The sequence below is a fragment of the Arthrobacter sp. AD-310 genome (assembly GCF_054656615.1).
Genome location: NZ_BAAHNO010000031.1, coordinates 40481 through 55531, shown reverse-complemented (window position 1 = coordinate 55531; position 15051 = coordinate 40481). Strand labels below are relative to the sequence as shown.

Below are 15051 nucleotides of genomic sequence, written 5' to 3'. Positions count from 1 at the left end.
CTTATATGATCAATCTATGCCTTCCCTTGCCTCGACTGCACCCATCGGCACCCTCATCCCCGGCGCCGTAAGCCCGCAGCGTCCCGTACCGGCGTCGATCCCCCGTCCGGAGTATGTGGGTAAGGCGGCCCCCGCCAAATTCACGGGGTCGGAGGTCAAGTCGGCCGAGACCATCGAGAAGATCCGCATCGCCGGCAGGATCGCTGCCCAGGCCATCGTGGAGGTGGGCAAGCACATCCGGCCCGGCGTCACCACGGACGAACTGGACAGGGTGGGCCACGAATTCCTCCTGGACCATCACGCCTACCCCTCCACGCTGGGTTACCGGGGCTTTCCCAAGTCGCTGTGTTCCTCACTGAACGAGGTCATCTGCCACGGCATTCCGGACAGCACGGTGGTGCAGGACGGCGACATCATCAACATCGACATCACGGCGTTCATCAACGGCGTCCACGGCGACACCAACTACACCTTCCTGGTGGGCGACGTGGACGAGGAATCCCGACTGCTCGTGGAGCGGACGCAGGAGTCGCTGAACCGGGCCATCAAGGCGGTGGCCCCCGGCCGCGAAATCAACGTCATCGGCCGCGCCATCCAGTCCTACGCCAAACGGTTCGGCTATGGCGTTGTCCGCGACTTCACGGGCCACGGTGTGGGCGAAGCGTTCCACACCGGCCTCATCATTCCGCACTACGACGCCGCCCCGGCATACAACACGGTCATTGAAACAGGCATGGTGTTTACCATCGAACCGATGCTCACACTGGGCAGCGTCGAGTGGGACATGTGGTCCGATGACTGGACGGTGGTGACCAGGGACCGCAAGCGTACCGCGCAGTTCGAACACACGCTGCTGGTCACCGAGTCCGGCGCCGAAATCCTCACCCTGCCCTAGCACCACGCATTGACCCGGCTGCCGCCGCCTCCTCCCGGCACCCCGGCCGCCACTTCCCTTAGCCCGCCCCCTGCCAGAACGGAAACCCATTGGCCAAGAAGGACGAGAAACCGCACAAGAACGCCCCGCTGATCGGCATCGACATCGGAGGCACGGGCATCAAGGGCGGCATCGTCGACCTGAAGAAGGGCAAGCTCCTGGGTGAGCGCTTCCGCGTGCCCACACCGCAGCCGGCCACACCGGAAGCTGTGACGGAGGCCGTGGCGCTGGTGGTGGCGGAGTTGTCCGCCCGCCCCGACGCGCCCGCGCCCGACTCCCCCATTGGCGTTACCTTTCCCGGCATCATCCAGCACGGCGTGGTGCATTCCGCTGCCAACGTGGACAAGGCCTGGCTGGAGACGGACATCGACGCCATGCTGACGGCCCGCCTCAACCGGCCCGTCGAGGTCATCAACGACGCCGACGCGGCCGGGCTCGCGGAGGCTCGCTACGGTGCAGGCGCCGGGGTTGCCGGTACCGTCCTGGTGATCACCCTGGGCACGGGTATCGGCTCGGCCTTCATCTTCGACGGCAAGCTGGTGCCCAACGCCGAACTCGGCCACCTGGAAATCGACGGCTTTGACGCCGAAACCAAGGCATCCGCCGTCGCCCGGGAACGCGACGGACTGACCTGGGACGAATACAGCGTTCTCCTGCAGCGCTACTTCTCCCACGTGGAGTTCCTGTTCTCCCCCGAACTCTTCATTGTGGGCGGCGGCATTTCGAAGCGCGCCGACGAGTACCTGCCCAACCTGAAGCTCCGCACCCCCATCGTCCCCGCTGTCCTGCGGAACGAGGCCGGAATTGTCGGCGCAGCCCTGGAGATCGCCCTCAAGCACAAGCTGGCCAAGTAGGCACCGCTTAACGCAGGACGCCCCCTCCGGTCCCGGAGGGGGCGTCCTGCGTTTATTCGGGTGTGTGCCGGTGGCGGCTGCGGCTTCCCCTCCACCACCGCCACCGGAGCTTTTAGAGGGTGCTCTTCTCCGCGCCCTTGGTGTTCTTGGCCGGCGTTCCCTTGGTTTCCTCGGCCTCGTGCCGGAGCAGGGAGATTGCCGTCTCGAAGTCCTCAAGGGATTCGAAGGCCTGGTAGACGCTGGCGAAGCGGAGGTACGCGACCTTGTCGAGTTTCTGAAGCGGGCCCAGGATGGCCAGACCTACCTCATGCGCGTCGATTTCCGCGGCGCCGGAGGCCCGGATCTGCTCTTCGACCTCTTGCGCCAGCAGGGCTAGGTCGTCTTCGCTCACCGGCCGGCCCTGGCAGGCCTTGCGGACGCCGTTGATCACCTTGCTGCGGCTGAAGGGCTCGCCCACGCCGGACCGCTTGATGACGGACAGGCTGGTGGTTTCAACGGTGGTGAACCGGCGGCCGCATTCGGGGCATTGCCTGCGCCGGCGGATGGCCGAGCCGTCATCCGCCATGCGGCTGTCCACCACTCGGGAATCAGGGTTGCGGCAGAACGGACAATACACGGTGTCCCCTCTCGCCTGGTCCCGTGCCGGGACGTCCCAATGAGCGCGCGGCATGGCCGCGCTGTCGCGCCTTCAAGTTTACGGGCACATGTAGCGTAATAACAATCCTGTAATTACTACATGTAGTGCCGCAGGTCAGGATGCCTGGAAGCGGGCGCTCACAGCATCGCCGTGGGCCGGCAGGTCCTCAGCGCGGGACAGGCTGACAATGTGGCTGCTGACCTCTTCCAGTGCCGCCTTGCTGTAGTTGACCACTTGGATGGCCCGCAGGAACGTGTTCACGTTCAGTCCCGAGGAGAACGCCGCCGTCCCGCTGGTGGGAAGGACGTGGTTGGACCCGGCGCAGTAGTCGCCCAGGCTGACGGGGCTGTAGTCACCCACGAAGATGGCCCCGGCGTTCCGGATCCTTGCGGCCACCGACGCCGCATCCCTGGTCATGATTTCGAGGTGTTCGGCCGCATAGGCGTCGCACGCCGCGATGCCCTGCTCCAGGCCGGACACCAGCACCACCCCGGACTGGGGACCGGACAGCGCTTCCCGGACACGGGCCGAATGTTTGGTGGCTGCGGCCTGCCGCTCCAGTTCAGCACGGACCGCCGTTGCCAGGTCCTCGGAATCGGTGATCAGCACCGAGGCTGCCTGGGGGTCGTGCTCGGCCTGGCTGATCAGATCCGCGGCCACCAGGGCGGGCTGCGCGGTGGAGTCTGCCAGGATGGCGATCTCCGTGGTGCCGGCCTCGGAATCGATGCCCACCACACCCTTCACCAGTCGCTTTGCGGTGGCGACGAAGATGTTGCCCGGGCCCGTCACCACGTCCACGGGCTCGAGTGCGGGACCGGCCGGTGTCGCAGAGGCACCGTAGGCGAAGGCGGCGATGGCCTGCGCCCCGCCGATCGCGTAGACCTCGCTGATGCCCAGGAGGGCAGCCGCGGCGAGGATGGTGGGGTGCGGCAGCCCGCCGAACTCCTTCTGCGGCGGGGAGGCAAGGGCGATGGATTCCACACCGGCGGCGAGGGCTGGAACCACGTTCATGACCACCGAGGACGGGTACACGGCGAGGCCGCCGGGAACGTAGAGGCCTACGCGCGCCACGGGCACCCAGTTCTGGCTGACCACCGCTCCGTCACCCAGCTCAACGTCCAGGTTGCGCGGGCGCTGCCCGTCCGCGAACTTGCGCGCCCGGCTGATCGATTCCTCAAGTGCGCGCCTGACGTCGGGGTCCAACTGGTCCAGTGCCGAGGCCAGCGCCTCCTGCGGGACCCGCGGGTGGTCCTGGGCGACGCCGTCGAAACGCTCCGCCAGCTCGGCAAGGGCCTCGAAGCCGCGCTGGCGGACAGCGGAAATGATGTCCAGGACCTTCTCTTCGGCGTCAGCGACAGTCCTGCCCTGCGCCCGCGGGACGGCAGCGCGGAGCTCCGCCAGCGTCAGGTTCTTTCCCCGGACGTCAACGGTCCGGAACGTCACGGCGGCAGCGGCGGGGGCGGGGAACTCCGAAGAAATGGTCACCGGACCATTTTACGGGGCCGGGCGGGTGCCCCCGCCAGCGGCATGCTCCGGCCAACCTTCCCCCGCACCGCCGCCGGCGTCGGCGCTGCGCCTGCTTCCGGAGAGGTTCAGCAGTTCAAGCACAAATACCGAGACTGCCGTTGCAGCCGGCCAGAGGAGCAGCACCGGCAGGGAACGGAGTGAAAAGGCGATGCTCGCGTTTGCGGAGGCGTCCACTACCGGAGCCCACAGGCGGGCGGCAACCATTCCTGCCTGCCAGGCGAGGAGGTTGCCGGCGAGGGCGCCGGCGAGCCCCAGCAGCAGGGCGGCCCGCGGCTGTGTTCGCTTCCTGTCTGCCAGGAAGACGGCGAGCAGGCAGCCGGCAAAGAGCATAAGACCGGCGAGCGTCAGGTCGCGAGGCAGCCACACGGCGGGGTTGCCGCCGGTGGCAAGTTCAGGGTCCCTGGTGACGAGGTTGAGCCCGCCTGGTGCCAGGAGCCACCAGAGGATTCCTGCGGGCACGCCCGCCGCGGCCGGTACTGCGAGGAACACCCAGGGCAGCCGGCCAGGCCTGCGGCGGGAAGGTTTCATCATGCAACAAACCTTAACAAATGTGTGGCGGCCACCATCGTTTAACCGTATTGGCCAGGAGTTTCCCCATGGCGCCCGGCGGACCATACGCTTGGAGTAAAGCAGCCTTTCAGCGTCAGGAGTTCCGGTGACCGACAACAGCGCACCCTTCGAGCGGACGTTCCGGGAAATGTTCCGGCGCCATGCGGCGGGGGTCGCCATCATCACGGTGAACTACCAGGACGAGCCTTACGGATTCACCGCCACGTCCGTGGCATCCCTGTCGGCCAGGCCGCCCCGGTTCACGTTCAACATGGCGCGCAGTTCCAGGTCCTGGCCCGCGGTCGCGAACACGCAATACCTGGGCGTCCACATGCTGGGGCTGGAGAACCAGGAACTCGCCGCCCGCTTCGCCAGCCCGGGCAACCGTTTCGAAGGCAACCACTGGGAGGTCGGGCCGCACGGGGTGCCCATCCTGAACGACGTCGCCGGGTGGCTCATCGGTGAGGTCCAGATGCGGCTGTCGTTCGAGAACAACGCCGTGGTGGTGGTCCAGGTGGTGGACGGCCAGGTGGGCGGCGAAGGGTCGCCGCTGCTGTACCACGGCGGCGCCTATGGCCAGCCCGTCCCGTTGGACTACGAAATATAGGCACCAGGAGACCTGTTGCCCGCGGCAGCGGAACAAAGGCGGACGACGGCGGAAGCCAGGTCCCGCCGTCGTCCGCTGTTTGTCAGGCGTCCAGGCAGGCAGGGCCGAGAAGGACCTTGAGGTCGCCGAACAGCGACGGACTCGGGTTCACGCGCAGGTGCACGGGCAGCCCCATGATCTCGGTCCTCGTGTCGCCCTGCAGATGCAGCCGCACTTCGGAGTTGCCGCGGTGGGTGCGGAGCACGTCCCCCAGTTCGGTGACCACGGCTTCGGTGGCCTTGTGTGTGGGCATGGTGATGACCAGCGGCCCGTTCATTCCTTCGCTGAGGTCGGGGACGGACAGTTCCATGCAGTTGAGCGTGATGGCGCCGTCGTCGCGTTTCTGCAGCCGCCCCTTGACCACCACGATCAGGTCTTCGGCGAGCACGGAGGCGATGGGGCTGTAGACCTGGCCGAAGAACATGACCTCCATCGAGCCGCCCAGGTCCTCCACCTCGGCGCGGGCGTACGCGTTGCCGCTGGCCTTGGCGATGCGCCGGCTCAGCGAGGTGATCATTCCGGCGATGGTGATGATGGCCCCGTCCTGCGGACCGTCCTCGCCAAGGACCGAGGTGATACTCATCTCCGCGTGCTGGCTCAGGAGCCCCTCCAGGCCCTGCAGCGGGTGGTCTGACACGTACAGGCCCAGCATGTCGCGTTCGAAGGACAGTTTGTCCTTCTTTTCCCACTCGGGCAGGTCCGGAATTTCGATGCTTAGCGACGACTCCGACTCGGTCTCCTCGATGCCGGCGAAGAGGTCGAACTGGCCGATAGCCTCGTTGCGCTTGAGCGTGATGACCGAATCGATCGCTTCCTCGTGGACGAGGGCGAGGGCACGGCGGTGGTGGCCCAGGGAGTCGAACGCACCGGACTTGATGAGTGATTCGATGGTCCGCTTGTTGCAGACCACTGCCGGGACCTTCATGAGGAAGTCCTTGAAGGACGTGAACGCGCCTTCGCTTTCCCGGGCGGCCACCATGGCCTCGACGGCGTTGACACCCACGTTGCGGATGGCGCCCATGCCGAAGCGGATGTCGTTGCCCACGGGGGTGAAGTTCAACGCGGACTCGTTGACATCCGGCGGCAGCACGGTGATGCCCATCCGGCGGCATTCGTTGAGGTAGATGGCCGACTTGTCCTTGTCGTCACCCACCGAGGTGAGCAGCGCCGCCATGTACTCGGGGGCGTAGTGCGCCTTGAGGTAGGCGGTCCAGTAGGAGATGACACCGTACGCGGCCGAGTGCGCCTTGTTGAACGCGTAGTCGGAGAACGGCAGGAGGATGTCCCACAGGGTCTTGACGGCGTCCATGGAGTAGCCGTTGTCCTGCATGCCCTGCGAGAAGCCGGCGAACTGCTTGTCCAGTTCCGACTTCTTCTTCTTGCCCATGGCGCGGCGGAGGATGTCTGCCTGGCCCAGCGAGTAGCCGGCCAGCTTCTGCGCCACGGCCATAACCTGCTCCTGGTACACGATCAGGCCGAACGTGCCGCCGAGGATTTCCTTCAGGGGCTCCTCGAGTTCCGGGTGGATGGGAATGACTTCCTGGATCCCGTTCTTGCGCAGGGCGTAGTCGGTGTGCGCGTTGGCGCCCATGGGACCAGGCCGGTACAGCGCGAGCACAGCGGAGATGTCTTCGAAGTTGTCGGGCTTCATGAGCTTGAGCAGTGAGCGCATGGGCCCGCCGTCAAGCTGGAACACGCCCAGGGTGTCGCCACGGGCCAGGAGCTCGTAGGACGGGGCATCATCAAGCTCGAGGTTTTCGAGATCGAGGTCGATCCCGCGGTTCATCTTGATGTTCTCGAGGGCGTCGGAAATGATCGTCAGGTTCCGCAGGCCCAGGAAGTCCATCTTGATCAGGCCAAGGCCCTCGGACGTCGGGTAGTCGAACTGGGTGATGACCTGGCCGTCCTGGAAACGGCGCATGATGGGGATGACGTCGATGATGGGGTCCGAGGACATGATGACGCCGGCTGCGTGGACGCCCCACTGCCGCTTCAGGCCCTCGATGCCGAGGGCGGTTTCGAAGACCTTCGCGGCTTCCGGGTCCGTGCTGATCAGCTGGCGGAAATCACCGGCCTCCGAGTAGCGCTTGGCTTCCGGGTTCTGGATGTCCGCGAGCGGAATGTCCTTGGCCATGACGGCCGGCGGCAGCGCCTTGGTGAGCTGCTCGCCCATGCTGAAGGGGTAGCCGAGCACGCGGGAGGAGTCCTTGAGCGCCTGCTTGGTCTTGATGGTGCCGTACGTGACGATCATCGCTACGCGCTCGTCGCCGTACTTGCGGGTCACGTAGTCGATGACCTCCGGCCGCCGCCGGTCATCGAAGTCGACGTCGAAGTCGGGCATCGAGACGCGGTCGGGGTTGAGGAAGCGTTCGAAGATCAGGCCGTGCCGGAGCGGGTCGAGGTCGGTGATGCGCATGGCGTACGCCACCATGGAGCCGGCACCCGAACCACGGCCCGGGCCCACCCGGATGCCGCTGTTCTTGGCCCAGTTGATGAAGTCGGCAACCACCAGGAAGTAGCCGGGGAAGCCCATCGAGGTGATGACGCCGAGCTCGTAGTCGGCCTGCTTGCGGACTTCGTCCGGGATGCCTCCCGGGTACCGGTACTGCAGCCCTTTATCGACTTCCTTGACCAGCCAGGAGGTCTCGTCCTCCCCCGGCGGGCATGGGAAGCGCGGCATGTAGTTGGCGTCCGTGTTGAAGGACACCTCGCAGCGTTCGGCGATCAGGAGGGTGTTGTCGCAGGCGTCCGGGTGGTCGCGGAACAGCTCTCGCATCTCGCGCGGGGACTTCAGGTAGTAACCGCTGCCGGAGAACGCGAAGCGTGAACCGCCGTTGTCGTAGGTGGGTTCCAGGAGGGTGGAGCCGGACTGGATGGCCAGCAGCGCCTCATGGGCCTTGGCATCGTGCTCGTGGGTGTAGTGGAGGTCGTTGGTGGCCACCAGCGGAAGGTTCAGTTCCTTCGCCAGGCGCAGCAGGTCGCCCGTAACCCGGCGCTCGATGTCCAGGCCGTGGTCCATCAGTTCGCAGAAGTAGTTTTCGGCGCCGAAGATGTCACGGAATTCCGCGGCCGCCTCCAGGGCTTCACGGTACTGGCCGAGCCGGAGCCGGGTCTGGACTTCGCCGGAGGGGCAGCCGGTGGTGGCGATAAGCCCCTCGGAGTAGGTGTTGAGCAGCTCCCGGTCCAGCCGGGGCCACTTGCCGAAGACCGAGTCCAGCGACGCGATGGAGGATGCCCGGAACAGGTTCCGCATGCCCACGTTGTTGTAGCTGAGCAGGGTCATGTGGGTGTACGAGCCACCGCCGGAGACGTCGTCCTTGCGCTGGGACTCGTCGCCCCAGCGGACGCGTTCCTTGTCCGTGCGGGCGGTCCCGGGCGTTACGTAGGCTTCGACGCCGATGATGGGTTTGATGCCCTTGGCCTTGGCCTTCTGCCAGAAGTCGAAGGCCCCGAACAGGTAGCCATGGTCCGTGGTGGCCAGGGCCGGCATGCCCAGCCGCTCGGTTTCGTCGAACAGTTCCCCCAGGCGTGCCGCTCCATCCAGCATGGAGTATTCGGTATGCGTGTGCAGGTGGACAAACGAATCATTGCTGGAAGTCACCGCACTATTCTAAGGGCGGGTTCCGGCGGCCCGGTCCACCACGCGCCGTTCAGGCCCGTCCGGCTTCCAGCACTTCCAGGGCGTAGGCCAGGTCCTGCGGGTAGTCGCTGGTCACCCGGATCCGCTCGCCCGTGACCGGGTGGTCGAAGCCAAGCTCGCGGGCGTGCAGCCACTGCCGGGTCAGGCCGAGGTTGGCGGCGAGCCTGGGGTCTGCGCCGTAGGTGAGGTCGCCCGCACACGGATGCCGGAGCGCCGAGAAATGGACCCGGATCTGGTGGGTCCGGCCGGTCTCGAGGTGCACCTCCACGAGGCTGGCCTTGCCGAACGCCTCCAGGACTTCGTAATGCGTGACGGAGTGGCGGCCATCCTCGATGACCGCGAAGCGCCAGTCGTGGCCGGGATGGCGGCCGATGGGAGCGTCGATCGTGCCTGTCAGGGGGTCCGGCAGGCCCTGCACCACGGCGTGGTAGACCTTGTCCACGGTGCGTTCCTTGAAAGCCCGTTTCAGCGCGGTATAGGCGGGTTCCGATTTGGCAACCACCATCACGCCGGACGTTCCGACGTCCAGCCGGTGCACAATGCCGGCGCGTTCCGGCGAACCGGACGTGGAAATGCGGTAGCCGGCACCCGCCAGCCCGCCGACGACGGTGGGGCCGACCCAGCCCGGGGACGGGTGGGCGGCGACGCCAACGGGTTTGTCGACGACGACGAAATCGTCGTCGTCGAGCAGGATCTTCAGGCCTTCCACAACTTCCTCCACGACTTCCAGCGGGTCCCGCTGCTCCGGCATGCTGACGTCAAGGACGTCACCTGCCGCCAGTTTGGCCGACTTTCCCAGGGCCTTGCCCCGGCTCACGACGTGTCCGCCGGCTATCAGGGCTGCCGCTGCGGAACGGGAGACACCAAGGATTCCGGCCAGACCGGCGTCCGCCCTGGACCCCACGTACTCGTCAGCAACGACGTACCGTTCAGTCATTGCCGGTCTTTTCCTTGCTGTCGGCGTTTGCCGTCCCCTGCGCCTCAGCATGGCCGGCGCCCTTTTCCGTGCCGGCGCCCTGGTCCGCGCCGTCGGCCCCGTCCTTGCCGTGCGCGGCAAGTCGGGTGCCGTCCAGGGAGATGCCACGCAGTGTGAGGATGCAGATGATGGCGACAGCGGACACCACTGCGGAGTCTGCAATGTTGAAGATGGCGAAGTTGGGCAGCTGGATGAAGTCGACCACGTGTCCCATGCCGAAGGACGGCTCGCGGAACAGCCTGTCAGTGAGGTTGCCAAGCGCACCGCCGAGCAGCAGGCCGAGCGCAAGGGCCCACCACTTCGAGCCGAGCTTCCTTACCTGGAAAAGGATGGCAACGGCAACGGCGGCCATGATGATGGAAAACACCCAGGTGACATTCTCGCCAATGGAAAACGCCGCGCCGGAGTTCCGGATGAAGTACCAGTGCAGGAGGGGCGGCAGCACCGGGATGCGTTCGCCCTCCACCATGGTGGAGGTGACCCAGAGCTTGGTCAGCTGGTCGAATACGTAGGCGAAGACCGCGAACCCGGCGAAGAGGGACAGCAGGATGGTGCGGCGGGGGCGCACATGTGGCGGGACAGGGCGTGCGGCGTCTGCCGGGGGCTGGTCAGTCATGATGCTTTCGTTCGTAATACCGGTGTCAATGCCGAAAAGCCGGCGGCCGAGGAATCCTCAGCCACCGGCTTTCAGAATACGTGCTTGACGGACTAGTTGGCTTCGCTCACTTCGGGGGTTGCCACCGAGCCGCGGGCTTCGAGGTCGCGCAGCTGGCCCTCGATGTAGGCCTTCAGCCGCGAGCGGTAGTCGCGCTCAAAGCCGCGCAGCTGCTCCACCTTGCGTTCCAGGACCGAGCGCTGCTGCTCCAGGGCCCCCAGGATCTTGCGGGACTTCTCCTGCGCGTCGTTGACGAGGCTGCTGGCTTCGATCTGCGCCTCGGCGATGATCTTGTCCTTCTGGGCCTGGCCATCGGCGACGTGGCGGTCGTGCATCTGCTGGGCCATGGCCAGCAGTCCTGCAGCGGATTCTGCGGAGGGGGTGGCGACGGCGGCCTGGCTCGCAGGTGCGGGTGCGGCGGCAACAGGGGCGGGAGCCTGGGCTTCCTTCTTCTTGCTCGCCTCGGCGGCGGCCTTGGCTTCGGCCTCGGCCTTTTCGCGTGCCTCGTCCTTTTCGGACTTGACCGGGGCGGGGACCTTCTCCACGACCGGAGCGGCGGTGGTGCTGGCCGGGACGGCGGAACCGGCTTCGGCGAGCTTCTTGCGGAGCTCGTCGTTTTCCTGGTTCAGGCGGCGGAGTTCAACGACGATCTCGTCCAGGAAGTCGTCAACTTCGTCCTGGTCGTAGCCCTCACGGAACTTGGTCGGCTGAAAGCGCTTGTTGACAACGTCTTCTGGCGTCAAAGCCATCTGGTCACCTCACTGGTCTGGTTAGTCAGTAGGCCTTCCGGCCGTCAAAACTACGGTACCTAAATTTGGTCTGCTTACTCTAATTCAACACTGCGGTGTCAAACACGTGTTCTCCGCTTACAGTAACCGTTCCCGCAGGTCGAGGCTGTATTGCGGGCATTTTGCCGGTTCAGGCGAGTCCCCGCGTGATTCCCATCGCGATACTGACGGCGATGAACAGGATCAGGAATCCGAGGTCCAGGGAAATGCCGCCCAGGCGAAGCGGCGGGATCATCCGGCGCAGCACTTTCAAGGGCGGATCGGTAACCGAGTAGACCGTGTGCGCTGCCACCAGGGCCGCTCCCCTGGGCCGCCATTCGCGGGCGAACATCTGCACCCAGTCAAAGACCAGGCGGATGATGAGGGCTACAAAAAACAGCAGGAGCGCGAGATAGACAAGTCCGAAAACAATTCCCATGACTTATTTAATCTCTCCATGTCATTTTGTGGATACCAGGGTGTCCTGCCGATGTGTTCCGTCTATTTCAGCACAGATGCCAGGCAGGTGTCCCCTGCCTGGCATCATCATGCTGCCGGAAGGTCAGCTCTGGTTGAAGAAGCTGGCCTGGTTGTCGCTGGCTTTTTTGTCGTCACCAATAACTTCGACGTACGAAGGTGAGAGCAGGAAAACCTTGTTGGTGACCCTCTCGATGCTGCCGCGGAGCCCGAACACGAGCCCCGCGGAGAAATCGACCAGGCGCTTGGCATCGGCCTCTCCCATGTCCGTGACGTTCATGATCACCGGGATGCCGTCCCGGAAGCTCTCACCGATGAGCTTGGCGTCGTTGTAGGAGCGGGGGTGGATGGTGGTGATCTGGCGCAGGCCGCTGGTCTCTTCGCGGCTTGAGGCCGCACGCTTGATGGGGGTCACTGGGGCGCGGTATTCCTCTTCGGGGGCGTAGGACGCTTCGCGGCTGACCTCGCGGACGGGTGCGGGTGCACGGCGTTCCTCGCGGTCAGCTTCCATGGTTTCGTCCTCATCCTTACGTACGGTCTGTTGCTCGGACTCGTAATGCTCATCGCCGTCGGCGAGCCCAAGATAGATCATTGTCTTGCGCAGAGCGCCGGCCATGGTCGACTCCTAATCCTGTACCGATTGCGGGCCGCCCAATGACTGACAGCACTGAGTCCCCCGCCCATCACTTCCAACAGGACCGACGCTACCCCACCGCGGGACGCGATCCGAGAATATCGGAGCCGATCCGCAGGTGTGTCGCCCCGAACATCACCGCCGCTTCCAGGTCCTGGCTCATGCCGGCGGAGATGGCCGTCGCGCCCGGATGGCCGGCGACGAGGCGCGCCGAAATGCCGGCCAGCTTTTCGAAGGCCGGCCCGGGTTGGGCGCCGAGCGGCGCCACTGCCATCACGCCTGCCAGCCGCAGTCCGGCCGCTGCGTCGATACGGTCCGCCAGCACGGGCACGTCGGCCGGGGCTGCCCCTCCGCGGTGCGCGCCGGCGTCGTCTTCCAGGCTGACCTGGATAAAGCATTCCAGGTCGGAGCGCGCGCCCTGCTCCTGCGCCGCGGCTGCTGCTTTGGCCAGGGCGTCCACAAGCTGCGGGCGGTCCACGGAGTGCACGGCTGCCGCATAGCGGACCACCGATTTGGCCTTCTTGGTTTGCAGCTGCCCCACGAAGTGCCAGGTGAGTCCGCAGTCCGCCAGTTCGGCAGCCTTGCCGGAGGCTTCCTGGTCCCTGTTCTCGCCGACGTCCGTCACGCCGAGGGCTGCGAGCCGGCGGATGTCTTCGGCCGGGTGGAATTTTGTCACCACGATCAGGCGCGGCGGGTTGTCCGCACGCCCGGCGGCCGCTGCTGCCCGGGCGATGCGCTCCCGCACTGCGGCGAGCCGCGCTTCAAGTTCCCGGGTACGTGCGTCGTCGCCCTGCAGGGGATCATTCATGGCGCCACACCAGGCCTGCGAACCGTCCCGTGTCCCGGTTCCGCCGGTAAGAGTACAGCGACGGTGTTTCCAGGGTGCACTCCCCCAGGTACTCGACCCGGACACCGGCCTCGCCGAGCTGGCTGACAGCACCGGCTGGCAGGTCCAGCCCGGGCGTGCCCCAGGAGGTGGTGCTCCGGGCAGCAGGAACGGCCGCGGCCACCCGGACCTGCAGGTCTGCCGGCACCTCGTAGCAGCGGCCACAGATGGAGGGGCCTAGCCAGGCCCGGATGCCTGTGGCGCCCAGGGATCGCATCCGCCCCACTGCTGCGGGAACAATGCCGGCTTCGACTCCGGGGCGTCCGGCGTGGACGGCGGCGATCACAGGGCCGTCCACGGATTCGCCTGCGAGCAGCACGGGGATACAGTCAGCCACCATCACGGCCAGCGGAACGCTGCGGGACACCATGGCATCCGCGGTGGGCGCGGCACCGCCCGCGTCCAGGACAGCGACATCGGCTCCGTGGACCTGGTTCATGAACTGCAGGCTGGACGAGGGCACACCCATGGCGGCTTCCAGTCCCGCCCGGCGCCGTTGGACCTGCACGGGATCGTCACCGACATGCAGAGCCAGGTTGCCGGCGGCATCGTCAGTGAATGCGGCCGACACCCCGGGAAGGATGTCGGCGCGCCAATGGAACAAGCCGCGCCCTACTTCAGGAAGTCGGGGACATCCAGATCATCCGGGTGGTTGCCGGTAAGGTCCGGCTCCACCACGGAAGGGAGGTCGACGTCGAAACCCGAATCGGCGGGGACTGCTGAGGGACGCTGCTGTCCCCAGCTGCTGAGCCCCGCGGCCCCGACTCCTGCGTGGACGGGCTGCACGTTCACGTGGTGGTTTCCGGAGGACGGCGCCTGCGCGGGTGCGGGCGCAGCCGCAGGTGCGGCGGGGCGCTGCGGCGCACCCTGCTGCTGGGACTGGTCGAGGGACGGCGACGTGGCTTTGACGTCGTCGAAACCGGCCGCGATAACGGTGACACGTGCCTCGTCCCCGAGGGCGTCGTCAATGACTGCACCAAAGATGATGTTGGCTTCAGGGTGGGCGACTTCCTGGACCAGGCGGGCGGCTTCGTTGATCTCGAACAGGCCGAGGTCCGAGCCACCCTGGATGGACAGCAGTACGCCGTGGGCGCCGTCGATGGACGCCTCGAGCAGCGGGGAGGCGATTGCCAGCTCGGCGGCCTTGACGGCACGGTCCTCGCCCCGGGCTGAACCGATGCCCATCAGGGCGGAGCCTGCGCCCTGCATAACGGACTTCACGTCGGCGAAGTCGAGGTTGATCAGGCCTGGCGTGGTGATGAGGTCCGTGATGCCCTGGACACCGGAGAGCAGCACCTGGTCGGCCGAGCGGAACGCGTCAAGGACGGAGACGTTCCGGTCGCTGATGGACAGCAGGCGGTCGTTGGGGATGACGATCAGGGTGTCCACTTCGTCGCGGAGGGCGTCGATACCTGCCTCAGCGGAGCCCGCGCGGCGGCGGCCTTCGAAGGTGAACGGGCGTGTCACCACGCCGATGGTGAGGGCACCGAGGGAACGTGCGATACGGGCGACGACGGGCGCGCCGCCGGTCCCGGTCCCGCCACCTTCGCCGGCGGTGACAAACACCATGTCTGCGCCGCGGAGGACTTCTTCGATTTCGTCCGCGTGGTCCTCGGCGGCCTGCTTGCCCACCTCGGGGTTCGCTCCAGCACCAAGGCCGCGGGTCAGCTCGCGTCCGACGTCAAGCTTGACGTCGGCATCACTCATCAGCAGGGCCTGGGCGTCCGTGTTGATGGCGATGAACTCGACACCCCGGAGCCCGACCTCGATCATGCGGTTGACTGCGTTCACGCCACCGCCGCCGATGCCGACGACTTTGATGACGGCCAAGTAATTCTGCGGAGCTGCCACGTTACGTGTCCCTTGTTC

General features: G+C 66.1%; 15 protein-coding genes. 3 read left to right on the top strand and 12 right to left on the bottom strand.

Translation table 11 applies throughout. The features are described 5' to 3' along the window. Window positions 1–16: 16 nt before the first annotated feature. Entirely contained in the window at window positions 17–895 is an 879-nt protein-coding gene (gene map, locus ACYQ1Z_RS17200) for a type I methionyl aminopeptidase (protein ID WP_459793760.1), read from the top strand. 89 nt (window positions 896–984) lie between these two features. Further along, complete coding sequence (gene ppgK, locus ACYQ1Z_RS17195) at window positions 985–1788, top strand: polyphosphate--glucose phosphotransferase (RefSeq protein ID WP_459793759.1); 804 nt, start codon at window positions 985–987, stop codon at window positions 1786–1788. Window positions 1789–1900: 112 nt separating this feature from the next. On the opposite strand, the gene nrdR is transcribed toward ppgK, so the two are convergent. The 3 genes from nrdR to ACYQ1Z_RS17180 form a co-directional block, all read right to left on the bottom strand. After that, window positions 1901–2404: a transcriptional regulator NrdR gene (nrdR, locus tag ACYQ1Z_RS17190; protein WP_459793774.1), complete on the bottom strand. Its 504-nt coding sequence runs from the start codon at window positions 2402–2404 to the stop codon at window positions 1901–1903. Window positions 2405–2539: 135 nt separating this feature from the next. Then, window positions 2540–3910, bottom strand: coding sequence for a histidinol dehydrogenase (gene hisD, locus ACYQ1Z_RS17185; RefSeq protein WP_459793758.1), 1371 nt, complete (start codon window positions 3908–3910; stop codon window positions 2540–2542). A 9-nt stretch (window positions 3911–3919) separates the two neighbouring features. Further along, a complete protein-coding gene (locus ACYQ1Z_RS17180) occupies window positions 3920–4483 on the bottom strand; it encodes a hypothetical protein (protein WP_459793757.1) in 564 nt (187 codons plus the stop codon). A 124-nt stretch (window positions 4484–4607) separates the two neighbouring features. Here ACYQ1Z_RS17180 and ACYQ1Z_RS17175 point away from each other — a divergent pair, with 124 nt between their 5' ends. Then, window positions 4608–5108, top strand: coding sequence for a flavin reductase family protein (locus ACYQ1Z_RS17175; RefSeq protein WP_459793756.1), 501 nt, complete (start codon window positions 4608–4610; stop codon window positions 5106–5108). Window positions 5109–5190: 82 nt separating this feature from the next. Here ACYQ1Z_RS17175 and dnaE read toward each other — a convergent pair whose 3' ends face one another. The 9 genes from dnaE to ftsZ all read right to left on the bottom strand — a co-directional run bounded on the left by dnaE (window position 5191) and on the right by ftsZ (window position 15033). Then, complete coding sequence (gene dnaE / locus ACYQ1Z_RS17170) at window positions 5191–8748, bottom strand: DNA polymerase III subunit alpha (protein WP_459793755.1); 3558 nt, start codon at window positions 8746–8748, stop codon at window positions 5191–5193. 49 nt (window positions 8749–8797) lie between these two features. Then, complete coding sequence (locus tag ACYQ1Z_RS17165; protein WP_459793754.1) at window positions 8798–9724, bottom strand: RluA family pseudouridine synthase; 927 nt, start codon at window positions 9722–9724, stop codon at window positions 8798–8800. Continuing rightward, the gene (gene lspA, locus ACYQ1Z_RS17160) at window positions 9717–10379 is read right to left on the bottom strand and encodes a signal peptidase II (RefSeq protein WP_459793753.1); all 663 of its coding nucleotides are present in this window, start codon (window positions 10377–10379) and stop codon (window positions 9717–9719) included. The genes ACYQ1Z_RS17165 and lspA overlap by 8 nt, the downstream gene beginning before the upstream one ends. Window positions 10380–10471: 92 nt before the next feature. Beyond that, a complete protein-coding gene (locus tag ACYQ1Z_RS17155; RefSeq protein ID WP_459793752.1) occupies window positions 10472–11167 on the bottom strand; it encodes a DivIVA domain-containing protein in 696 nt (231 codons plus the stop codon). Between the two features lie 169 nt (window positions 11168–11336). Beyond that, window positions 11337–11624: a YggT family protein gene (locus ACYQ1Z_RS17150; protein WP_459793751.1), complete on the bottom strand. Its 288-nt coding sequence runs from the start codon at window positions 11622–11624 to the stop codon at window positions 11337–11339. A 123-nt stretch (window positions 11625–11747) separates the two neighbouring features. Next, window positions 11748–12278, bottom strand: coding sequence for a cell division protein SepF (locus ACYQ1Z_RS17145; RefSeq protein WP_459793750.1), 531 nt, complete (start codon window positions 12276–12278; stop codon window positions 11748–11750). Between the two features lie 88 nt (window positions 12279–12366). Continuing rightward, window positions 12367–13104: a YggS family pyridoxal phosphate-dependent enzyme gene (locus tag ACYQ1Z_RS17140; RefSeq protein ID WP_459793749.1), complete on the bottom strand. Its 738-nt coding sequence runs from the start codon at window positions 13102–13104 to the stop codon at window positions 12367–12369. Beyond that, entirely contained in the window at window positions 13097–13786 is a 690-nt protein-coding gene (locus tag ACYQ1Z_RS17135) for a polyphenol oxidase family protein (protein ID WP_459793748.1), read from the bottom strand. The genes ACYQ1Z_RS17140 and ACYQ1Z_RS17135 overlap by 8 nt, the downstream gene beginning before the upstream one ends. 8 nt (window positions 13787–13794) lie before the next feature. Continuing rightward, window positions 13795–15033 (bottom strand): cell division protein FtsZ, encoded by a 1239-nt coding sequence (gene ftsZ, locus ACYQ1Z_RS17130; RefSeq protein ID WP_459793747.1) that lies wholly within the window; start codon window positions 15031–15033, stop codon window positions 13795–13797. Window positions 15034–15051 lie beyond the last annotated feature (18 nt).

Bases quoted from the DNA above. Each gene is read 5' to 3' on its own strand.
- lspA (WP_459793753.1), bottom strand. From the start codon at position 10,379: ATGACTGACCAGCCCCCGGCAGACGCCGCACGCCCTGTCCCGCCACAT.
- ACYQ1Z_RS17140 (WP_459793749.1), bottom strand. From the start codon at position 13,104: ATGAATGATCCCCTGCAGGGCGACGACGCACGTACCCGGGAACTTGAA.
- ACYQ1Z_RS17155 (WP_459793752.1), bottom strand. From the start codon at position 11,167: ATGGCTTTGACGCCAGAAGACGTTGTCAACAAGCGCTTTCAGCCGACC.
- ACYQ1Z_RS17165 (WP_459793754.1), bottom strand. From the start codon at position 9,724: ATGACTGAACGGTACGTCGTTGCTGACGAGTACGTGGGGTCCAGGGCG.
- map (WP_459793760.1), top strand. From the start codon at position 17: ATGCCTTCCCTTGCCTCGACTGCACCCATCGGCACCCTCATCCCCGGC.
- ACYQ1Z_RS17180 (WP_459793757.1), bottom strand. From the start codon at position 4,483: ATGATGAAACCTTCCCGCCGCAGGCCTGGCCGGCTGCCCTGGGTGTTC.
- ACYQ1Z_RS17145 (WP_459793750.1), bottom strand. From the start codon at position 12,278: ATGGCCGGCGCTCTGCGCAAGACAATGATCTATCTTGGGCTCGCCGAC.
- ACYQ1Z_RS17150 (WP_459793751.1), bottom strand. From the start codon at position 11,624: ATGGGAATTGTTTTCGGACTTGTCTATCTCGCGCTCCTGCTGTTTTTT.